The sequence below is a fragment of the Streptomyces avermitilis MA-4680 = NBRC 14893 genome, from assembly GCF_000009765.2.
GTDB classification, from domain to species: Bacteria; Actinomycetota; Actinomycetes; order Streptomycetales; family Streptomycetaceae; genus Streptomyces; species Streptomyces avermitilis.
Genome location: NC_003155.5, coordinates 3,780,871 through 3,799,891 on the forward strand (window position 1 = coordinate 3,780,871; position 19,021 = coordinate 3,799,891).

The window sequence follows — 19,021 nt, forward strand, 5'->3', positions numbered from 1 at the left end:
CCGAGGCGCCCGCAGTGCGCACGGGCCGTCAGGAGGCGGTGTCCCGCGCGGTCTTCGGCGCGGCCTTTCGCGCGGCCTTTCGCGCGGCCTTCCCCACGGCCTTTCGCACGGCCTTTCGTTGCCGATGAGCAGTACGTCACATCCGTTATGCGGACGGGGGTTCCATAAAGCGGAACCGTCGCTTAGATTTCCTGCGCGTTGCACAGGTGATCAGCGAAGGGACGGAGCCGTGGCATGTCCGAAACGCCTGAAGTGAAACCACCGGTGGTGACACCGGTCCGGGTGGTCATCGCCCTCTGTCTGATCGCCCCGTTCGTGGCGATGCTGTGGGTCGGTTCCTACGCGAAGGTCGACCCGACCTTCATAGGCATCCCCTTCTTCTACTGGTACCAGATGCTGTGGGTGCTCATCTCCACGGCGCTCACCATGACCGCGTACCAGCTGTGGCAGCGCGACCAGCGCGCCCGCAAGGGAGGTGAGGGGCAGTGAAGGACGGTGTGAACGGAGTCGCCCTCGGCGTCTTCGTCTTCTTCTTCCTGGCCGTCACCGTGCTGGGCTTCCTGGCGGCACGGTGGCGCAAGGCCGAGAACGAGCACAGCCTGGACGAATGGGGTCTGGGCGGCCGGTCGTTCGGCACCTGGGTCACCTGGTTCCTGCTCGGCGGCGACCTCTACACGGCGTACACCTTCGTCGCCGTACCGGCGGCGATCTACGCGGCGGGCGCGGCGGGCTTCTTCGCGGTGCCGTACACGATCCTCGTCTACCCGCTGATCTTCACCTTCCTGCCCCGCCTCTGGTCGGTGTCGCACAAGCACGGATATGTGACGACGTCCGACTTCGTGCGCGGCCGGTTCGGCTCGAAGGGCCTGTCCCTGGCGGTGGCGGTCACCGGCATCCTGGCGACCATGCCGTACATCGCGCTCCAGCTGGTCGGCATCCAGGCCGTCCTCGACGTCATGGGCGTGGGCGGCGGCGAGGGCACCAACTGGTTCGTCAAGGACCTGCCGCTGCTGATCGCCTTCGGCGTCCTGGCCGCGTACACGTACTCCTCGGGGCTGCGCGCCCCCGCCCTCATCGCGTTCGTGAAGGACGGGCTGATCTATCTCGTCATCGCGGTCGCGATCATCTACATCCCGATCAAGCTGGGCGGCTTCGACGACATCTTCGCCAAGGCGGGCGAGGCGTTCTCCCAGACCAACCCGGCGACCGGCAAACCGCGCGGGGCGCTCGCACCGGCCGAGGCGGGCCAGTGGACGTACGCGACGCTGGCGCTGGGCTCCGCCCTGGCGCTGTTCATGTACCCGCACTCGATCACGGCGACGCTGTCCTCGCGCAGCCGTGACGTGATCCGCCGCAACACCACGATCCTGCCGCTCTACTCCCTGATGCTGGGCCTGCTCGCGCTGCTCGGCTTCATGGCCATCGCGGCCGGCATCAAGGTCCAGAACGGGCAGCTGGCCATCCCGCAGCTGTTCGAGACGATGTTCCCGGACTGGTTCGCGGGCGTCGCCTTCGCGGCGATCGGCATCGGCGCGCTGGTCCCGGCGGCGATCATGTCGATCGCGGCCGCGAACCTCTTCACCCGCAACATCTACAAGGACTTCATCAAGCCGGACGCGACCCCGGCGCAGGAGACCAAGGTCTCCAAGCTCGTGTCGCTGCTGGTGAAGGTGGGCGCGCTGGTCTTCGTCCTGACGATGGACAAGACGGTGGCGATCAACTTCCAGCTGCTCGGCGGCATCTGGATCCTGCAGACCTTCCCGGCCCTGGTCGGCGGGCTGTTCACCCGCTGGTTCCACCGCTGGGCGCTGCTCGCGGGCTGGGCGGTCGGCATGGTGTACGGCACGCTGGCCGCGTACGGCGTCGCGTCCCCGACCCAGAAGCACTTCGGCGGCAGCTCGAAGGAGATCCCGGGGATCGGGGAGATCGGCTACATCGGCCTGACGGCGTTCGTGCTGAACGTGGTGGTCACCGTGGTCCTCACCTTCGCCCTGAAGGCCCTCAAGGCCCCCGACGGCATCGACGAGACCTCGCCGGAGGACTACACGGCGGACGCCGGCGACCCGGGCGTCGAGGTGGAACTGCCGCCGGCCACGGCGGGCGCCACGCACTGAGCGCGACGCACCGAGTCGTAGGTGCGTGCGCAGGCGCCTAGATGCGTAGGTATGTAGGTACACGGGCACATGACACGGGCCGCCGGGAAATCCGGCGGCCCGTCGTCGTACCTCTCCGGCACCGACGGGACACAAGATGTGGGGGTGCCACCGGGGCCCGGCACAAGATGTATGCTCATGCTCGCTGTCGCCGCAGGGGAATCCGGTGCGAATCCGGAACTGTCCCGCAACGGTGTACTTGTGCGTGTTCGCGTATTTCGCTGCCACGTGCTCGCTTCAGTCCGAGGACCTGTCGACAGCGCGCCCCGGCCGACCGGCCCGGGTGCCATGACGTCCGGGCCTCGCGGAGTGGGCCGGTGGACGCGCGCGTGCCTGCCGTGCCGTGCGCCCTGCTGCCCTCCAACAGGCCCCGTGCCGAGCGAGGGAGAGCCCCACGTGACCATCGCGCCAGCCGATCCGGCTTCAGTGACAACGTCGGTGACATCGGCGGAGACGGACGGTCCCGGTACCGCGCTGCTGCGGACCCTGACCGACCTCACCGCCGACCTCCCCGACGCCGACCCCGGCCGGGTCGCCGCCGCCGCTCTGCGCGGCCGGTCCGCCCGGGCGGACGAAGCGGAGCTGCGCGAGCTGGCCACCGAGGCGGCCGCGGGTCTCATCTCCGAGGACCCCGCGTACTCGCGGCTGGCCGCCCGGCTGCTGACCATCAGCATCGCCGAGGAGGCCGCCTCACAGGGCGTCACGTCGTTCTCCGCGTCGATCACGGTCGGGCACCGCGAGGGCCTTGTCGCCGACCGCACCGCCGACTTCGTACGGCTGCACACCGCTCGCCTGGACGCGCTGATCGACACCGGCGCCGACGACCGCTTCGGCTACTTCGGGCTGCGCACCCTGCACAGCCGCTATCTGCTGCGGCACCCGATCACCCGGCGCGTGATCGAGACCCCGCAGCACTTCATGCTCAGGGTCGCCTCCGGCCTCGCCGAGGACGACACCTCGCACGCCGTCGACGAAGTGGCCGCCCTGTACGGGCTGATGAGCCGCCTGGACTACCTCCCCTCCTCCCCCACGCTCTTCAACTCCGGTACGCGGCACCCGCAGATGTCGTCCTGCTACCTCCTCGACTCCCCGCTGGACGAGCTGGACTCCATCTACGACCGCTACCACCAGGTGGCCCGGCTCTCCAAGCACGCGGGCGGCATCGGCCTCTCGTACAGCCGGATCCGCTCGCGGGGCTCCCTGATCCGCGGCACGAACGGGCACTCCAACGGCATCGTCCCGTTCCTGAAGACCCTCGACGCCTCGGTCGCCGCGGTGAACCAGGGCGGCCGGCGCAAGGGCGCGGCCGCGGTCTACCTGGAGACCTGGCACTCCGACATCGAGGAGTTCCTGGAGCTGCGCGACAACACCGGTGAGGACGCCCGGCGTACGCACAACCTGAACCTGGCGCACTGGATCCCGGACGAGTTCATGCGCCGGGTCAACGAGAACGGCGTCTGGTCGCTGTTCTCCCCGGCCGACGTGCCCGAGCTGGTCGACCTGTGGGGCGACGAGTTCGACGCCGCGTACCGCAAGGCCGAGGAGGCGGGCCTCGCCAAGAAGACCATCCCGGCCCGCGACCTGTACGGCCGCATGATGCGCACCCTCGCGCAGACCGGCAACGGCTGGATGACCTTCAAGGACGCCGCCAACCGCACCGCCAACCAGACGGCGGAGCCGGGCCACGTCGTCCACTCCTCGAACCTGTGCACCGAGATCCTGGAGGTCACGGACGACGGGGAGACGGCGGTCTGCAACCTCGGTTCGGTGAACCTGGGCGCGTTCGTGGTCGGCCGGGACATCGACTGGGAGCGCCTCGACGCCACCGTCCGCACCGCCGTGACCTTCCTCGACCGGGTCGTCGACATCAACTTCTACCCGACCGAGCAGGCCGGCCGCTCCAACGCCAGGTGGCGTCCGGTGGGCCTGGGCGCGATGGGCCTCCAGGACGTCTTCTTCAAGCTGCGGCTGCCCTTCGACTCGCCCGAGGCCCAGGCGCTCTCCACGCGCATCGCCGAGCGCATCATGCTCGCCGCGTACGAGGCGTCCGCCGACCTCGCCGAGCGCAACGGACCGCTGCCCGCCTGGGAGAAGACCCGTACCGCCCGTGGCGTGCTGCACCCCGACCACTTCGACGTCGAGCTGACCTGGCCCGAGCGCTGGGCGGCCCTGCGGGAACGCATCGCCGCCGTGGGCATGCGCAACTCCCTCCTGCTCGCCATCGCCCCCACCGCCACCATCGCGTCCATCGCGGGTGTCTACGAGTGCATCGAGCCGCAGGTCTCCAACCTGTTCAAGCGCGAGACGCTGTCCGGCGAGTTCCTCCAGGTCAACTCCTACCTGGTGGACGAACTGAAGCAGCTCGGCGTGTGGGACGCGCAGACCCGGGAGGCGCTGCGCGAGTCGGGTGGCTCGGTGCAGGGCTTCACCTGGGTCCCGCAGGACGTCCGCGATCTGTACCGCACGGCGTGGGAGATCCCGCAGCGCGGGCTCATCGACATGGCCGCGGCCCGGACCCCGTTCCTGGACCAGGCCCAGTCGCTGAACCTGTTCCTGGAGACGCCGACCATCGGCAAGCTCTCCTCGATGTACGCGTACGCCTGGAAGTCGGGCCTGAAGACGACGTACTACCTGCGCTCCCGCCCGGCGACCCGCATCGCCCGCGCCGCCCAGGCCCAGGCACAGCCCGAGAAGACCATCCCCGTCCAGCAGGTGTCCGAGCCCGACGCCGTCGCCTGCTCCCTTGAGAACCCCGAGTCCTGCGAGGCCTGCCAGTGATGTCCAGCGAAACCAAGAACCTGCTCGACCCGGGCTTCGAACTCACCCTGCGCCCCATGCGCTACCCGGACTTCTACGAGCGCTACCGGGACGCGATCAAGAACACCTGGACCGTCGAGGAGGTCGACCTCCACTCGGACGTCGCCGACCTCGCGAAGCTGACGCCTGCCGAGCAGCACCTGATCGGCCGCCTGGTCGCGTTCTTCGCGACGGGCGACTCGATCGTCGCGAACAACCTGGTGCTGACGCTGTACAAGCACATCAACTCCCCCGAGGCGCGGCTCTACCTGAGCCGTCAGCTCTTCGAGGAAGCCGTGCACGTTCAGTTCTATCTGACGCTGCTCGACACCTATCTGCCCGACCCCGAGGACAGGACGGCGGCCTTCGCGGCCGTCGAGAACATCCCGTCCATCCGTGAGAAGGCCGAGTTCTGCTTCAAGTGGATCAACGAGGTCGAGAAGCTCGACCGGCTGGAGACGAAGGCCGACCGCCGCCGTTTCCTGCTCAACCTGATCTGCTTCGCCGCGTGCATCGAGGGCCTCTTCTTCTACGGCGCCTTCGCGTACGTCTACTGGTTCCGCAGCCGGGGTCTGCTGCACGGTCTCGCCACCGGCACCAACTGGGTGTTCCGTGACGAGACGATGCACATGTCCTTCGCGTTCGAGGTGGTCGACACCGTCCGCAAGGAGGAGCCGGAGCTCTTCGACGACGAGCTTCAGCAGCAGGTCACCGACATGCTGCGGGAGGCCGTCGAGGCGGAGCTCCAGTTCGGGCGCGACCTGTGCGGCGACGGCCTGCCGGGCATGAACACCGAGTCGATGCGGCAGTACCTGGAGTGCGTCGCCGACCAGCGCCTCCAGCGCCTCGGCTTCGCGCCGGTGTACGGCTCCGAGAACCCGTTCTCCTTCATGGAGCTCCAGGGCGTCCAGGAGCTGACCAACTTCTTCGAGCGGCGCGCGTCCGCGTACCAGGTCGCGGTGGAGGGCACGGTCGACCTCGACGAGGACTTCTGACGGTTCAGCCCGCTCAGCACCGGACGACGCCGGGCCGCACACGCGGCCCGGCGTCGTCATGTCCCGCCCTCCGGCCGCACCCGGAAGACCTTCGGTGAGTGGATCCTGGTGCACGGGTGACACGTCCAAGCGGCAAGGAGGCCACGCCATGCGCCGAACGACCCACCACCGGACGATCGCCCTCGCGACACTGACGCTCGTCCTCGCGGGCTGCGGCACGCAGAACGGAAGCGGCCCGGGCGGCAGCGGCACCGTGTCCCCGTCCCCCTCGACGACCGGCGAAGGCTGTACGGCACAGACGGAGCTGAGCGCCGCCGACAGCGGCCGTACGGTCTGTGTGCCGACGGGCGGTGTGATCCGCCTCAGCCTGGACGGCACCCGCGACAGGCCCTGGCAGCCCGTCGCCGTCAGTGGCGGCGGTCTCGAAGCCACCAACAGCGGCATCGTCCTCCAGCCGGGCGACGCCGTCTCCGCCTTCAGGGCGGTCTCGGCCGGGAAGGCACGGCTCACCTCGTCCCGCCCGCTGTGCGTCACCGACCCGGCCAGGGCGTCGTGCAAGGGCCTTCAGGAGTGGACGGTGACGGTGGTGGTGACGAAGGCCTGAGGCCGCTGCGGCGGACCGGCCTCCCGGTGGGAGCGGCCGGCCGCCTCCCTGAGCTGACGGTCGATCCGCCTTTCGTGGGCGAGGCCGATCAGTGCGGGGAGGGCCAGCACCACGAAGATGACGAGGACGGTCAGTATTCCGGCGAGGTTGTCCATGAGTGCGTTCATGGACACCACTGTCGCGCCGATCACTCCTTACCTGTCAGTGGCAGGACTGCCGTAGACCCTCGAATTACTGCCAGCTCTACGGCACACTGGCAGCATGCTCACCAACGTGGTCGCCGTCCTGCTCGACGGCGTGCATCCCTTCGAACTCGGCGTCGTCTGCGAGGTGTTCGGCATCGACCGCAGCGACGAGGGCCTGCCCGTGTACGAGTTCGCGGTCGCGTCCGCCGAGGGCCCGACCCTGCGCACGCACGCGGGGTTCTCGCTGCGCACGGAGCACGGCCTGGAACGGCTGGAGACGGCCGACCTCATCACCCTGCCCGCCGGGAACTCCTATGTCTCCCGCGGCTATCCACCCGAACTGCTCGACGCCCTGCGCCGCGCGGTCGACCGCGGTGCCCGGCTGCTCAGCGTCTGTTCCGGCGTCTTCGTGCTGGGCGCGGCCGGGCTCCTCGACGGGCGGCGCTGCGCCGTGCACTGGCACCACGCGGACGAACTCGCCCGGCAGTACCCGAAGGCGATCGTCGAGCCGGACGTGCTGTACGTCGACGAGGACCCCGTCATCACCTCGGCCGGTACGGCCGCCGGGATCGACGCCTGCCTCCACATCGTCCGCAAGGAGCAGGGCCCCGAGGTCGCCAACGCCATCGCCCGCCGCATGGTGGTGCCGCCGCACCGCGACGGCGGCCAGGCCCAGTACATCGAGCGGCCGCTGCCCCGCTCCCCCTGCGACACGGTCGGCGAGGTGCTGGTGTGGATGGAGCAGCACCTCGACGAGGAGGTCACCGTCGAACAGCTGGCGGCCCGCGCGCACATGTCCCCGCGCACCTTCGCCCGCCGCTTCCAGCAGGAGACGGGCACGACTCCGTACCGCTGGATCCTGCGCCAACGTGTGCTGCTGGCCCAGCGGTTGCTGGAGGTGACGGACGAGACGATGGACGCGATCGCGGGCCGGACCGGATTCGGGACCGCGGCCGCCCTGCGCCATCAGTTCGTCCGGTCGCTGGGGACGACCCCGAACGCGTACCGGCGTACGTTCCGGGGACCGGCCACGGGGCCGCTCGGTCTCGCCGGGTGACGGTCGGGCAGGACTCCCGGTCGGACGGGTCCGGTCCATGAACGCGGGGTGCGCCCCCGCACACCTCCTGGCGAGGCAACGAGGGTGCACCCCGGGGCGTTCAGCGCGGTATGGCCTTCAGCAGCAGCCGGTGGGGGCGCAGCGTGATGCCGACGCGCGTCGCGTCGCTCGACTCGGACACCTGCTCGAAGCGCCACTTGGCGGCCACCGTCGCCGTGATGAGGGTGAGCTGGGCCATCGAGAAGTGGTCACTCGGGCACTTGCGGTTGCCCAGGCTGAACGGGCGCATCGCGTACTTCGGGAGGTCCTTGGAGCGCTCCGGAAGCCAGCGGTCGGGGTCGAACTCCAGGTGCTCCGCGTACGAGCGGGGGTCGCGCTGGATCGCGTACGGGCTGTACACGATGTCGGCACCGGCCGGAATGCGATACCCGCCGAGTTCGGTTTCGGTCACCGCCCGCCGCGTCAATATCCATACGGCGGGGCGCAGCCGCATCGCCTCCACGACCACATTGTTCGTGTGCGAAAGCTTCCGGACGTCGTCGAATGCAACGGTCCGGTCACCCGTGACGGATTCGACCTCCGCACACACCTTGGCCGCATGTTCCGGGTGTTCCGTGAGGACTTGCAGGAGCCACATGATCGTGGATGCGATGGTTTCACTGCCGGGGGTGAGTATGGCGACGACTTGGTCGTGGATCTCCTGTTCCGTGATGGGGTCGCCATTGTCGTCCTTCGCCTCCAGCAATGCCGTCAGCAAATCGTCCGGCTTTTGACCGGATGCCCGGCGCTCGGCGACGATCTCGTCCACCAGAAGATGCAAATCGGCCAGTGCGCGGTCGAATTTGCGGTTGGCCGGAAGCGGCAGCCGATAGAGCGGCCCGGCCGGGATCACCATGCGCCGGTACATGCCCCGGAACACCGTCGTGAGCGCGATGCTCAGCCGCTCCGCCCGCTCGTCCATGTAATGGCCGCGCAGCAGACAACGGGCCGCGATGCGCACGGCGACCCGGAACGACTCCGATGTGCAGTCGATGATCTCCCCCGGCTGCCAGCGCGCCGCGAACGCCCGCGCCTCCTCCTCCATGATCGGCCCGTACTCGGGGATGATGTCGAGCCGGAACGCGGGCTGGATCGTCCGCCGCTGACGCCGGTGCGTCGGCCCGTTGGCGGTGGCGACCCCGTGCTTGCCGAGCAGCCCTTCGAGGGACTCCCACAGGGGTCCGCCGATCTCGTAGTCGGGGCTCAGCGCGAGCTCCCCGGTGAGCGCCGGCGTGGTGACCGCGTACATCGTCTTGGGGCCCAGTTTGAGCCGGACTATGTCGCCGTGGTCGCGCAGCTGGGCCAGGAAGCCCAGGGGGTCGCGCGCCAGTTTCCAGCCGTGGCCGAGGCCCGGGATGCCGCCCCCGGCGAGGGGCGGGTTGCGCAGCTGTGGTGCCTCCGGTGCTTCGGGTTTCACCGATTCGAGGGTCATTTCTCACCTGCCGCTTCGTTGTTGACGTACGGGGGTGTCGAGCGGTCGTCCCAGCTGTCGACCCGGTACCGGCCGGACTCGTGGTGGAACCAGTACACGGTGCTGAACCAGTTCCGCATATTGGCGACGCACGCCTTCACGGCGTCGCTCAATTCATGGCCCGCCCGGGTTCCGTCGGCGAGGCCGTCGGCGAGGTGCACCGCCTCCTTTTCGGCGACGAGGAATTCCGCAATGCATTCCTCCACTCGTCGCCGGACTTCTGTGACGGCTTCTTCGAGTGTCAGTCCCTCGTGATGAATGAGACTGATGCCGAGATTATGGACCTCGTCACCCGCGATTTCCTTGGGAAGTGAACACAGGTCGTTGTACCAGGCGGCGAATTCCTGGCTCAGCAGCGCGGCCCGCCGATATCCGGGGTGTTCCCGCACGCCGGCCGGAATTTCGTGGCGCGCACTCGGCTCCAGCAGGTCGGTCCAGATCCGGTGCGCGAAGGTGAGCCGCCGCAGTTCGAGGTACTCCTCGACGGTGGGGACGATGCCCCGGGTGCGGTTGTGGAACTCCCGGTCGTACGCCTCGATCACCGCGTGGAAGTGGCACGCGAACCGCGCGTTCCACTTCTTGCCGAGGAACGAGTACAGCCGCACCATACTGTCCGCGAACCCGGCCACCAGGGGATCCCGGTGGTGCAGATGATCCCGGGGGGAGTCGAGTGCCGTGTGCAGCTGGAACCGGAGCTGCCGCCAGGCGGTGGCCCGACGGTGGATGACGTCCCGGTCGTGGCGGTCGTCCCAGACGAAGAACCACGCGCTGTAGTCCGCTATCGCCTGGAGGACCTCGTCGGGGGCGCCGATGTAGTAGCCCGCCATGAGGTCCGTGTAGCACAGTCCGTCGGCATATTCCTCGACCTTGTCCGCCGGCATGAGGCGCTTTTCCAGCAGCCAGGATCGGGTCTTCTCCTGAAGCCGGGGCCAATACGGATGCAGTTGACGGGGAAAATCCGTCTCGATCACCGGTAGAGAGAGCGCCGGTGGAACCGCGATCACGGTCGTTGTCGGTGAAGTGCTGTGTGGGAAAGCAGGCACGAACAAACCCCTCTCAGCCGCCAGTTGGCGCTACACCCCTCCCGCCGTGCCGGGCGCGCGCCGTTGCGTATCCCCGCGCATTCCATTCAGCACTACAACTGACCGTCCTGGGAACGGATTTACTCCAGTCACTACCCTTTGGTGCCGAGAATCCCCCCATCTGTGACTGATTATGGATCATTCAACGAGCACAAGGGATCGAACGTGCGACGCACATACGAACGACGCCTGGTCGGGAGGGCCCCGGCCAGACGCCGTTCGTGCGGGACGCTCAGGCCCCGGCTGTCATTTTCTGTCTCAGTCGTTCGCGACCACGCTCAGCCGTTCGCAACCTCGCTCAGTCGTTCGCGACCACGGGGTAGCGGGGCTCGTTCTCGGCCATCTGCCGCAGGGCGTCCTTGCGTTCGCGCTTGGAGAGCCGGTCGATGTACAGGTAGCCGTACAGGTGGTCCGTCTCGTGCTGGAGGCAGCGCGCGAAGTAGCCGGTGCCCCGCACCTTGATCGGGTTGCCCTTCTCGTCCTGACCGGTGACCTCGGCGTAGTCGGGGCGGGCGAGCGGCGCGTACGCGGTGGGCACGGAGAGGCAGCCCTCGTTGCTGTCGTCCAGGCGGCGCCGGTCGGCGGGCAGGTCGACGAGCTTGGGGTTGCAGACCACACCGACGTGCCGGGTGCCCTCGTCGTCCTGGCAGTCGTAGACGAAGACCTTCAGGTCGACGCCGATCTGGTTGGCGGCCAAGCCCACGCCCTCGGCGGTGCGCTGGCTGGCGAACATGTCGGCCACCAGCTGCTCCAGCTCGGCGCCGAAGTCGGTGACGTCCTTGCACTCCTTGTGCAGCACGGGGTTGCCGACGACCGTGATCGGTCGCGAGGTGCCGCGCTCGCGGTAGGCCGCCTCGCGCTCCTCGCAGTCCTCGGCGTCGATGACGAAGCCGTCGTCGTCCACGGGGAGCACCCCGGTGTGCTGCTGATCGGTGTCCTGCTGCGCCATGACCGACGTACGCCTTCCTGCGAATTCCATGAGAGTGGTGCGCATACAGCCTACGGGGACCGGTGGGGGCCGTTCAGCAGACCTCTTCGAGATCCCGCCAGCCGCGCGAGTCCGGGCTGTCGGCGACCCAGCCGTCGAGCAGGCCGCGCACGAGGGCGGCGGGCGCCGCGATGCCGCACTCCCGCTCGGGCACCCACAGCTGCCCGTCGGTGCGGTGGCCGAGGGGGCCCGGGTGCCCCGGTTCGCTGTGGTCGTGCGGGTCGAGGTGCTCGCCGTCGCCCTCGTCGGACGGCATCCGGGACTCGGAGCACATACGGCACAGCAGCCGCACGGACGAGGACCAGTCCTCGGCGGCGAAGCCCGCGTCGGCCGCGAGCTGCTCCAGTGCGTCCCGGTCGTCCTCGGTGGCCGCTTCCAGCAGCACCACCCAGGTCGGCACGGGCGACGGCGCCCACAGCTCGATCTCGTCGAACACGGGGTACGCGTGCCCGGCGGCGGTCGTCCGCTCCCCGTGCGGCACCCCGTCGTGCAGGACGACCTCGCCCCAGCGCCGCCCGGAGGAGGGCAGCGGAATCGACAGCACCTCGATGCGCGCCGGATCCAGCCTCCGCCCCCAGACGACCTCGGCCTCGCCCTCGGGCGACAGGCGTACGGCCGCACTGCCCAGGTCCATCCCGACGGGTTCGCCGGAGGCGGTGGCGCCGCCCGGCACCCGCAGCCCGTACGCCTGCCAGGCACGGCGGGCCAGCGGCCAGTCCTGGAGGGCGGTCGCGGCGATCCCGACGTTCCACCAGTCAGGTGCGCCGGTCTCGCGGTCGAGGAGCGCCACGGCCCTGAGCCCGGCCGCCCGCGCCTGCTCCCAGTCGTGCCGGAACTTGTGCAGCAGGGCCAGGTTGAACCAGGACTCCGACAGCCACGGCTCCAGGTCGGCCGCACGCGTCAGCAGCGCGCCCGCGTCCTCGTACCGGCCGTCGCCGATCAGTGTGAACGCCCGGTCGGTGGCCTGCCGCCATGAGGCGGAGGGCCGGTGCCGTCCCTTGCCGAAGATCCTCACGATTCCCGCCTGCCAGTTCCTTGCGCTTCCCGCCTGCCGGTCCTTTGAAGTCAGTACGGCCATGGGCCGGCCTGCGCCCCCGAACACGCTCTCCCTCGCATCCAACCACGTCCCGTCGGACGGGCGCTCATTACCCATGGGTTACCCAGCCGAAGGCAAGGTCAGACCGTCTCTCGACAGCACTCTGGCCAGGGATTCCACGACCTCCGGCTGATAGTCGCGGGCGGTGCCCAGCCGCAGTTTCTCCAAGGCCGTGAGCGGCCCTCCGGGACCTGCTGCCCGAACCATCTCCTCGTACGCGTTCACGGCCCGTACGATCCTGGCACTCACCGGCTGCTCCCGGTACGGGTCGGCCTGCCGCTCCACCACCACCGCCACCTCGGCGTTCACCCCGGTCTGCCGCACGACGGCACCGCCGAGGAGCGCGATGCGCCGCTGCTCGTCGGCGGAGAGCACGGCGGTGGCCCCGGCGGGCACCGGATCGACCAGGCTCAGCTGGCCGATGTCGTGCATCAGGGCCGCGTACTCCAGCACGGTCAGTTCCGGCCCGGACAACCCGAGCTCCCGCCCGACCGCCCGGCTGAGCACGGCCACGCGCCGGGCGTGGCCGGCGGGGGTGCAGCCCGCGATCTCGGTCGCGCGTGCGAGGGAGGCGATCGTCTGCGTGTATGTGACCCGGACGGCCGCGTAGCGCCGGAAGGAGAACTGGGTGAGGAGGAGCGGCAGGGAGAAGACGGGCAGGGCCCAGAGACCCACGACGGCGACGGCGAGCGACATCACGGCCCCGGTCGCGCACACGGCGGAGCCGATGCCGAGCATGGCGCGCAGCTCGTCGCGGAGCAGGGGGCCGAACGGCCAGCGGGTGCGGGAGTGTGCCATGACCGCGGCGAGCAGCGCGTCGCACAGAGCGGTGAGCAGCAGCAGGGCGACGAGGAGCAGGGCGTGGGCGGGGCCGCCCCACTCGTGCAACCGGCCCCGCTCGTAGAGGGGTTGGAAGCAGAGGGCGGCGAATCCGACGGTGAGGACGCGGCGGGTGAGGTGGTCGGCGGTGGGGCCGCCCCGGGCCACGTGGGGGACACAGCCGAGGAGGGCCGCGGCGACGACGACGGCGACGACCTGGAGGGCGCCGTGATGGGTCGGGTGCCCGGCGTTCTCCCCGAGCAGTGCGTAGGCGAGCGCCCCGGCCGCGCCGAGCGGCGCCGACGCCCGTTCTCCGGCCCCGCTCCAGCGGGCCAGCTCCCCCACGGCGACGAGCAGCCCGAAGGCGAGGGCGTCACCGGGCCGGTCGACCCCGTGCCAGAGGGTGTCGGCAAGGGCCGCGGCGCCCAGCAGCAGGGCGCCCCCGTGGGCGAGGACGAGAACCCGGGCAGGCCGTCCCCGGACGGCCCCCGGAACGTACGTCTGCCGCTGCCCTGGCAGCCCCTGCCTCTCCGGCCCCTCGGACCCCTCGGACCTCTCCGGCCCGCTCACGCCCCGCCCCCGCCGACGCCGTTTCGGTGGCTCCGGCTTTCCAGTCGGCTGGAAACAGGTGGGGCGGGTGGGCAGACGCCTGGCGGTACGTTCTCGTCCGCGGTCACCGCCGGATGCCACCCCTGCCGCCCCAACGCCCGCACCAACGCCCCCACCATCACCGGATCGAACTGCGCCCCCGCACACCGCTCCAGCTCCTCCAGCGCCGCGGCCACCGGCCGCGCCCGCCGGTACGACCGCGTCGACGTCATCGCGTCGAAGGCGTCCGCCACGGCCACCACCCGGGCGAACTCCGGGATCTGGGCCCCGGTCAACCCGTACGGATACCCGCTTCCGTCCAGCCGCTCATGGTGATGCAGGATCGCGGACCGCGCCTCCCCCAGGAACCCGATCCCGCGCACCATCTCGTGCCCGTACTCGGGATGCAGCTCGATGATCCGCCGCTCCTCGGGCGTCAACGGCCCGTCCTTGCGCAGCAGCCGCGTGGGCACCCCGAGTTTGCCCACGTCGTGCAGGATCCCGGCGAAGCGCAGCACCTCGGCGCGCTCGTCGTCCATGCCCAGCTCGCGCGCGATCATCATCGACGCCTGGCCGACCCGCTCGCTGTGTCCGCGGGTGTACCCGTCCTTGATGTCGACGGCCTGCACCAGCGCGCGGATCGTGGCCTGATGGGCGGCCCGCTCCCGGTGGTACTGCGCGAACACCCAGCAGGACACGTACATCGGCAGCAGCACGAGCAGCGCGGCCACCGGACCGTACGGACTGCGCCACAGCACCGCCATCATCAGCCCGGCAAGGCCGTGCACGGCGACGGGTGCGAGGGAGCGCGGGAACAGGCCCCGCCAGGCACCGCGCACGGGCACCCGCTCGGCCAGGGCCAGGATCCCCCCGTCGAGCGCGGTCAGCACGGCGCAGAACGCCAGCACGGCGGCCCCGGCGGGCACGAGCGCGTACGGGAAGTCGGGGGAGGCGACCGCGGCCCGCCCGCCCAGCGCCCCGTGTGCCCGGGACGCCGCCCAGGTGCAGAGGGCCAGCTGGGCCGCGTGCCAGATCCGGCGCAGCCACCGCGGTCGCCGCTCGACCCGGGCGAGCAGGGCCCCGGGCAGCGGCACCAGTGCGGCGGCCGACGGCGGCAGCAGAAAGGCCCCGGCGAGCAGGACGGGGAAGAGGGTGCCCATACCGGCGGGCACCCGGCGGCCGGCCGGCCGGGAGCCGTCCCCTCCGGTGCCGCCGCTCACCTCCCCGCGACCGGGCCGGACGCGGGGAAACGTGATCTGCTCGCAGCCGGCGTAGAGCCCGGCGAGCAGCGCGACCACCCACCACGGAACGCGGACGGTCGCCGCCGGAGCGAGGCAGGCCAGGGCGGCGACGGCGGTGCAGAGGACGTACACGCGTCCCCGTGCCGGAACCGACCCCATGGCCCGCACAGCCCCCATGGCGCCCCTCCCCGAACCCGTGCCTCGCTTGCCCGGTCATGCCCCTTTCAGGCTCCGGAGCCTAGAGGGGTGGGGGTGGCGCGGGGGCCGCAACCAGCGAATCCGCGGGTCTACGACCCGCGGATTAGCACGTTCGGGTGATGAACCCGGCGCCTGCCCGAACGGGCAGGCGCGTTCACGACTCCTGGGGTGTCGCCGGGGCGGCGGTCACGTCGTGCTCGGGCACCGTCTGTCCGGAGCGGATCAGATCGATCCGGCCCATGACCTTGGCACGCAGGTCGGTCGGCACGTCGTCCTGGCCGCAGCAGCGCTTGACCAGCTTCTTCACGGCCTGCTCGAGCCCGTACTTCTCCAGGCACGGAGAGCACTCCTCGAAATGCACCTCGAACTTGGTGCAGTCCGAGTCCGGCATCTCATGGTCGAGGAACTCGTAGAGATGGTCGAGGACCTCACTGCAATCCGTCTCGTGCGGCTCTCCGCAGCTCATGAGCCCGAGCCTTTCGCTTCGTTCGACTCTCCGGCGCCGGCCGGGACCAGTCCGCGGTCACGGGCGTAGTCCTCGAGCATGCCGCGCAGTTGACGGCGGCCCCGGTGCAGCCGGGACATCACCGTACCGATGGGTGTCCCCATGATGTCCGCGATCTCCTTGTACGCAAAGCCCTCTACATCCGCGAGATAGACGGCGATGCGGAATTCCTCGGGGATCGCCTGCAGCGCTGACTTGACGTCCGAGTCGGGCAGGTGGTCGAGCGCCTGCGACTCCGCGGAGCGCAGACCGGTCGACATGTGCGACTCGGCGCGTGCCAGCTGCCAGTCCTCGATCTCCTCGGCCGCGCTGCGCTGGGGTTCGCGCTGCTTCTTGCGGTACGAGTTGATGAAGGTGTTCGTCAGGATGCGGTACAGCCACGCCTTGAGGTTGGTGCCCTCACGGAACTGGTGGAAGGACGCGTACGCCTTCGCGTACGTCTCCTGCACCAGGTCCTCGGCATCGGCCGGGTTGCGCGTCATGCGCAGGGCGGCCGAGTACATCTGGTCGAGGAATTCGAGCGCATCCCGCTCGAAGCGCGCGCTGCGCTCGGCGGTCGACTCCGTGCTCGTGCCCTGGCCCTCGGGCTGCTCCGCCTGGCCGTTGTCGGTCCCTGCGTCGGTCCCAGTGACCGGACCCACCTCCTCCAGCGATGTGGCAGGACCGAAACCGGTCCCACTCGAATCGGAGGATAGACGACGATCCGGTCCGGCCGCCGCCCGAATCGGGGCGGTCTTCGCCGCGTGCAGCACCGACCACTCCAGGTCACGGGCGCTGCTTCGGCTCGGGCAGAAGGTCGAACCCATGCGGCGGACTTCCTCTCGTACGAACGATGAACACTCTCTGTTCGCCACAACAGCAGTCAGCCACACCGCATTCCCGGGCCCTACCCGAGTGACGCGGTCCACTCCACAACACGGTCCGTGATGATCGCCAGGGCCTGCTCCTGGCCGAGGGGCGCCCGTTTGGGGACGGCGAAACCATGATCGCCGTACGGCACCTCGACCAGTTCGTATGATCCGTTCGGGAACTCCTCCGGCTTCCCGAACGGGTCGTTGCCGCCCTGCACGACGAGTGTGGGCACCCCGGCGCCGAGCAGTTCGTCGGCGCGGGACTTCTCGGGCTTGCCGGGCGGGTGCAGCGGGAAGCTGAGGGCGAGGACGGCGGCGGCGCCGAGTTCCGTCGCGGTCCGGCAGGCGCCCCGGGCACCGGCGCTCCGCCCGCCGGCGATCACGGGCAGCCCGGCCTTCGCGACCGCCGGCCACAGCCCCCGCCACCCCACATCCAGCGTCTTCGGCGCGGGCGCCACCTTCTTCCCGGCCACCCGCCAGGGCTGCTCGACGAGCGCGACGGTCACCCCGTGCCCGGGCAGCACCCGCGCGAGCGCCTGAAGATCACGCGCCTCGATGCCACCGCCGGCCCCATGGCTGACGGCGAGCACGAGGCTGGCCTTCCTCGCCTTGTGCCAGGTGATGCGCGCCGTACCCGCGTCGGTCTCGATGAGCTCGGTGATCTCCGCCATGTCAGAAGAGTGTGCCCTCTTCGGGCCCCTCCAGCTCCTTGAGCAGCTCCGGCCCGTTGTTGCGGACATTGCTGACGGCCGTGGAGACGGGGTACGCGCGCATCAGCCCGGCAGGCGGTGGGGCGAGCAGCTCGCGGAGGTCGTCGGTGTCCGTGCGGGCCGGGTCCAGCCAGGCGTCCCAGCGGTCCGGGGTGAGCATCAGGGGCATGCGCGGGTGGATGTCGGCGAGCGCGTACGGCCCCTCGGCCGGGGCCACCGCCAGGGGGCTGGTCTCCGCCTCCGTCGTGATCACCGAGCACGTCACCCACCAGGCCCCCGGATGGTCGTCGGGCAGGGTCCTGTCCCGCCAGAACTCGTAGATACCGGCCATCGCGAAGACCGACCCGTCGGCGGGGAGCACGAAGTACGGCTGCTTGCGCGGGCGCTTCTTCCTGCCCTCGACCTCCAGCTCGCGCTCCTGCGAACCGGTCACCCACTCGTAATAACCGTCGGCGGGCAGGATGCAGCGCCGGGCGGCGAAGGCGCGCCGGTACGACGGCTTCTCGTGCACGGTCTCCGCGCGCGCGTTGATCATCCGGGCGCCGCCCTCGGGCGTCTTGGACCAGGAGGGGACCAGGCCCCACTTGAGCTTGCGCAGCTGGCGAACCGGCCGGCCCGGGACGGAGGAACTCGTGGACGCGGTGTCGGCGTCCTTGAGGGGGCGGTCGAGGACGGCGTAGACGTCCTTGGTCGGGGCCACATTGAAATCGGGCGCCAGGCTTTCCTCCGGCTCCCACTTCTCGACCTCAAAGACTCCTGCGAGATCCTCGGGCCCACGACTCGCTGCATACCGTCCGCACATACGTGCCAGACTGCCAGGCCCACCCGCCACCCGCCCACCGCTCCTCAACGATTGCGCTACGCGCAAGCCCCTGTCGACTGCCTCCAGAGGGAGCCACCGCAGAACAATGGACAGCACCGCATCGACCTCGCTGAGCTCGTTGACCGACCTCTGGGACCAGGTCTTCGGCAGCCAGCCGGACCCCGACCTGTGGGTCGTGATCGCGACCATGGTCGCCGCGCTCGCCGTGATCGTCCCGCACAACGTCTGGCGCCTCTCCCGCAACGCGATCACCATCGCGCACGAGGGCGGCCACGGTCTGATCGCGCTGCTGACCGGCCGCACCCTCACCGGCATACGGCTGCACTCCGACACCAGCGGCCTCACGGTCAGCCGCGGCAAGCCGCACGGCCTGGGCATGATCCTGACCGCGGCCGCGGGCTACACCGCTCCCCCGCTTCTCGGCCTCGGCGGCGCCGCGCTGCTCGCCGCGGGCCACATCACCGCGCTGCTGTGGCTGGCCACCGTCCTGCTGATAGCGATGCTGGTGATGATCCGCAACGCGTACGGCGCGCTGACGGTGCTGCTGACGGGCGGCACGTTCGTGGTGGTGTCCTGGCTCGCCGGTCCCCAGGTGCAGGCGGCGTTCGCGTACGCGGTGGTGTGGTTCCTGCTGATCGGCGGCGTACGCCCGGCCTTCGAACTCCAGGCCAAGCGGTCGCGCGGCAACGCGGGCGACTCGGACGCGGACCAGCTGTCCCGGCTGACGCGGGTGCCGGCCGGACTGTGGCTGTTCCTGTTCCACGCGGTGTCCCTGTGCTCGCTGATCGGCGGGGGGCGCTGGCTGCTGGAGGTCTGACGG

The 19,021-nt window shown here is 70.1% G+C and carries 18 protein-coding genes and 1 riboswitch; of the genes, 7 read left to right on the top strand and 11 right to left on the bottom strand.

All coding sequences use genetic code 11. The features are described from left to right. Window positions 1-234 precede the first annotated feature (234 nt). The 5 genes from SAVERM_RS15705 to SAVERM_RS15725 all read left to right on the top strand — a co-directional run bounded on the left by SAVERM_RS15705 (window position 235) and on the right by SAVERM_RS15725 (window position 6,548). Window positions 235-489, top strand: a complete 255-nt coding sequence (locus SAVERM_RS15705; protein ID WP_010984454.1) for a DUF3311 domain-containing protein — start codon at window positions 235-237, stop codon at window positions 487-489. Next, entirely contained in the window at window positions 486-2,114 is a 1,629-nt protein-coding gene (gene mctP, locus SAVERM_RS15710) for a monocarboxylate uptake permease MctP (protein WP_037649004.1), read from the top strand. Before SAVERM_RS15705 ends, mctP begins: the two co-directional genes overlap by 4 nt. A 171-nt stretch (window positions 2,115-2,285) precedes the next feature. Beyond that, a riboswitch (cobalamin riboswitch) is annotated at window positions 2,286-2,425 on the top strand. A gap of 124 nt (window positions 2,426-2,549) precedes the next feature. Then, window positions 2,550-4,931 carry a ribonucleoside-diphosphate reductase subunit alpha gene (locus tag SAVERM_RS15715; RefSeq protein WP_010984456.1) on the top strand — a complete coding sequence of 794 codons (2,382 nt, stop codon included), beginning with the start codon at window positions 2,550-2,552 and terminating at the stop codon, window positions 4,929-4,931. Continuing rightward, entirely contained in the window at window positions 4,931-5,944 is a 1,014-nt protein-coding gene (locus SAVERM_RS15720) for a ribonucleotide-diphosphate reductase subunit beta (RefSeq protein ID WP_037649006.1), read from the top strand. Before SAVERM_RS15715 ends, SAVERM_RS15720 begins: the two co-directional genes overlap by 1 nt. Window positions 5,945-6,092: 148 nt before the next feature. After that, a complete protein-coding gene (locus SAVERM_RS15725) occupies window positions 6,093-6,548 on the top strand; it encodes a hypothetical protein (protein WP_037649009.1) in 456 nt (151 codons plus the stop codon). Here SAVERM_RS15725 and SAVERM_RS43060 read toward each other — a convergent pair. Then, the gene (locus tag SAVERM_RS43060; protein WP_042493129.1) at window positions 6,509-6,715 is read right to left on the bottom strand and encodes a hypothetical protein; all 207 of its coding nucleotides are present in this window, start codon (window positions 6,713-6,715) and stop codon (window positions 6,509-6,511) included. The two genes, SAVERM_RS15725 and SAVERM_RS43060, sit on opposite strands and share 40 nt — an antisense overlap. Window positions 6,716-6,809: 94 nt before the next feature. Here SAVERM_RS43060 and SAVERM_RS15735 point away from each other — a divergent pair, with 94 nt between their 5' ends. Beyond that, window positions 6,810-7,790, top strand: coding sequence for a GlxA family transcriptional regulator (locus SAVERM_RS15735; protein WP_010984460.1), 981 nt, complete (start codon window positions 6,810-6,812; stop codon window positions 7,788-7,790). 100 nt (window positions 7,791-7,890) lie between these two features. Here the strand turns inward: SAVERM_RS15735 and SAVERM_RS15740 are convergent, their stop codons facing one another. From SAVERM_RS15740 to SAVERM_RS15785, 10 genes are all read right to left on the bottom strand, one after another. After that, window positions 7,891-9,261, bottom strand: coding sequence for a bifunctional albaflavenone monooxygenase/terpene synthase (locus SAVERM_RS15740; RefSeq protein ID WP_010984461.1), 1,371 nt, complete (start codon window positions 9,259-9,261; stop codon window positions 7,891-7,893). Next, the gene (cyc1, locus tag SAVERM_RS15745; protein WP_107083301.1) at window positions 9,258-10,343 is read right to left on the bottom strand and encodes an epi-isozizaene synthase; all 1,086 of its coding nucleotides are present in this window, start codon (window positions 10,341-10,343) and stop codon (window positions 9,258-9,260) included. Before cyc1 ends, SAVERM_RS15740 begins: the two co-directional genes overlap by 4 nt. A 337-nt stretch (window positions 10,344-10,680) precedes the next feature. Then, the gene (gene def, locus SAVERM_RS15750) at window positions 10,681-11,331 is read right to left on the bottom strand and encodes a peptide deformylase (RefSeq protein WP_010984463.1); all 651 of its coding nucleotides are present in this window, start codon (window positions 11,329-11,331) and stop codon (window positions 10,681-10,683) included. A gap of 73 nt (window positions 11,332-11,404) precedes the next feature. Then, window positions 11,405-12,385 carry a tetratricopeptide repeat protein gene (locus SAVERM_RS15755; protein WP_010984464.1) on the bottom strand — a complete coding sequence of 327 codons (981 nt, stop codon included), beginning with the start codon at window positions 12,383-12,385 and terminating at the stop codon, window positions 11,405-11,407. Window positions 12,386-12,526: 141 nt separating this feature from the next. Continuing rightward, on the bottom strand, window positions 12,527-13,804 hold the full coding sequence (locus SAVERM_RS15760) for an HD-GYP domain-containing protein (RefSeq protein WP_042494396.1): 1,278 nt from the start codon (window positions 13,802-13,804) through the stop codon (window positions 12,527-12,529). Between the two features lie 47 nt (window positions 13,805-13,851). Beyond that, window positions 13,852-15,273, bottom strand: a complete 1,422-nt coding sequence (locus SAVERM_RS15765; RefSeq protein WP_037649015.1) for an HD-GYP domain-containing protein — start codon at window positions 15,271-15,273, stop codon at window positions 13,852-13,854. A 193-nt stretch (window positions 15,274-15,466) separates the two neighbouring features. Continuing rightward, window positions 15,467-15,778, bottom strand: coding sequence for a mycothiol system anti-sigma-R factor (gene rsrA, locus SAVERM_RS15770; protein WP_010984467.1), 312 nt, complete (start codon window positions 15,776-15,778; stop codon window positions 15,467-15,469). Further along, a complete protein-coding gene (gene sigR, locus SAVERM_RS15775) occupies window positions 15,775-16,458 on the bottom strand; it encodes an RNA polymerase sigma factor SigR (RefSeq protein ID WP_010984468.1) in 684 nt (227 codons plus the stop codon). Before sigR ends, rsrA begins: the two co-directional genes overlap by 4 nt. Window positions 16,459-16,703: 245 nt before the next feature. Next, window positions 16,704-17,339, bottom strand: a complete 636-nt coding sequence (locus SAVERM_RS15780) for an alpha/beta hydrolase family protein (RefSeq protein ID WP_010984469.1) — start codon at window positions 17,337-17,339, stop codon at window positions 16,704-16,706. Between the two features lies 1 nt (window position 17,340). Next, window positions 17,341-18,180 carry an SOS response-associated peptidase gene (locus SAVERM_RS15785; protein WP_010984470.1) on the bottom strand — a complete coding sequence of 280 codons (840 nt, stop codon included), beginning with the start codon at window positions 18,178-18,180 and terminating at the stop codon, window positions 17,341-17,343. A gap of 106 nt (window positions 18,181-18,286) precedes the next feature. On the opposite strand from SAVERM_RS15785, the gene SAVERM_RS15790 reads away from it, so the two are divergent. Beyond that, window positions 18,287-19,018, top strand: a complete 732-nt coding sequence (locus tag SAVERM_RS15790; protein ID WP_010984471.1) for a M50 family metallopeptidase — start codon at window positions 18,287-18,289, stop codon at window positions 19,016-19,018. Window positions 19,019-19,021 lie beyond the last annotated feature (3 nt).

Bases quoted from the DNA above. Each gene is read 5' to 3' on its own strand.
- SAVERM_RS15705 (WP_010984454.1), top strand. From the start codon at position 235: ATGTCCGAAACGCCTGAAGTGAAACCACCGGTGGTGACACCGGTCCGG.
- SAVERM_RS15720 (WP_037649006.1), top strand. From the start codon at position 4,931: ATGTCCAGCGAAACCAAGAACCTGCTCGACCCGGGCTTCGAACTCACC.
- SAVERM_RS15725 (WP_037649009.1), top strand. From the start codon at position 6,093: ATGCGCCGAACGACCCACCACCGGACGATCGCCCTCGCGACACTGACG.
- SAVERM_RS43060 (WP_042493129.1), bottom strand. From the start codon at position 6,715: ATGAACGCACTCATGGACAACCTCGCCGGAATACTGACCGTCCTCGTC.
- SAVERM_RS15735 (WP_010984460.1), top strand. From the start codon at position 6,810: ATGCTCACCAACGTGGTCGCCGTCCTGCTCGACGGCGTGCATCCCTTC.
- SAVERM_RS15740 (WP_010984461.1), bottom strand. From the start codon at position 9,261: ATGACCCTCGAATCGGTGAAACCCGAAGCACCGGAGGCACCACAGCTG.
- def (WP_010984463.1), bottom strand. From the start codon at position 11,331: ATGGCGCAGCAGGACACCGATCAGCAGCACACCGGGGTGCTCCCCGTG.
- SAVERM_RS15765 (WP_037649015.1), bottom strand. From the start codon at position 15,273: ATGGGGTCGGTTCCGGCACGGGGACGCGTGTACGTCCTCTGCACCGCC.
- rsrA (WP_010984467.1), bottom strand. From the start codon at position 15,778: ATGAGCTGCGGAGAGCCGCACGAGACGGATTGCAGTGAGGTCCTCGAC.
- SAVERM_RS15780 (WP_010984469.1), bottom strand. From the start codon at position 17,339: ATGGCGGAGATCACCGAGCTCATCGAGACCGACGCGGGTACGGCGCGC.
- SAVERM_RS15785 (WP_010984470.1), bottom strand. From the start codon at position 18,180: ATGTGCGGACGGTATGCAGCGAGTCGTGGGCCCGAGGATCTCGCAGGA.
- SAVERM_RS15790 (WP_010984471.1), top strand. From the start codon at position 18,287: ATGGACAGCACCGCATCGACCTCGCTGAGCTCGTTGACCGACCTCTGG.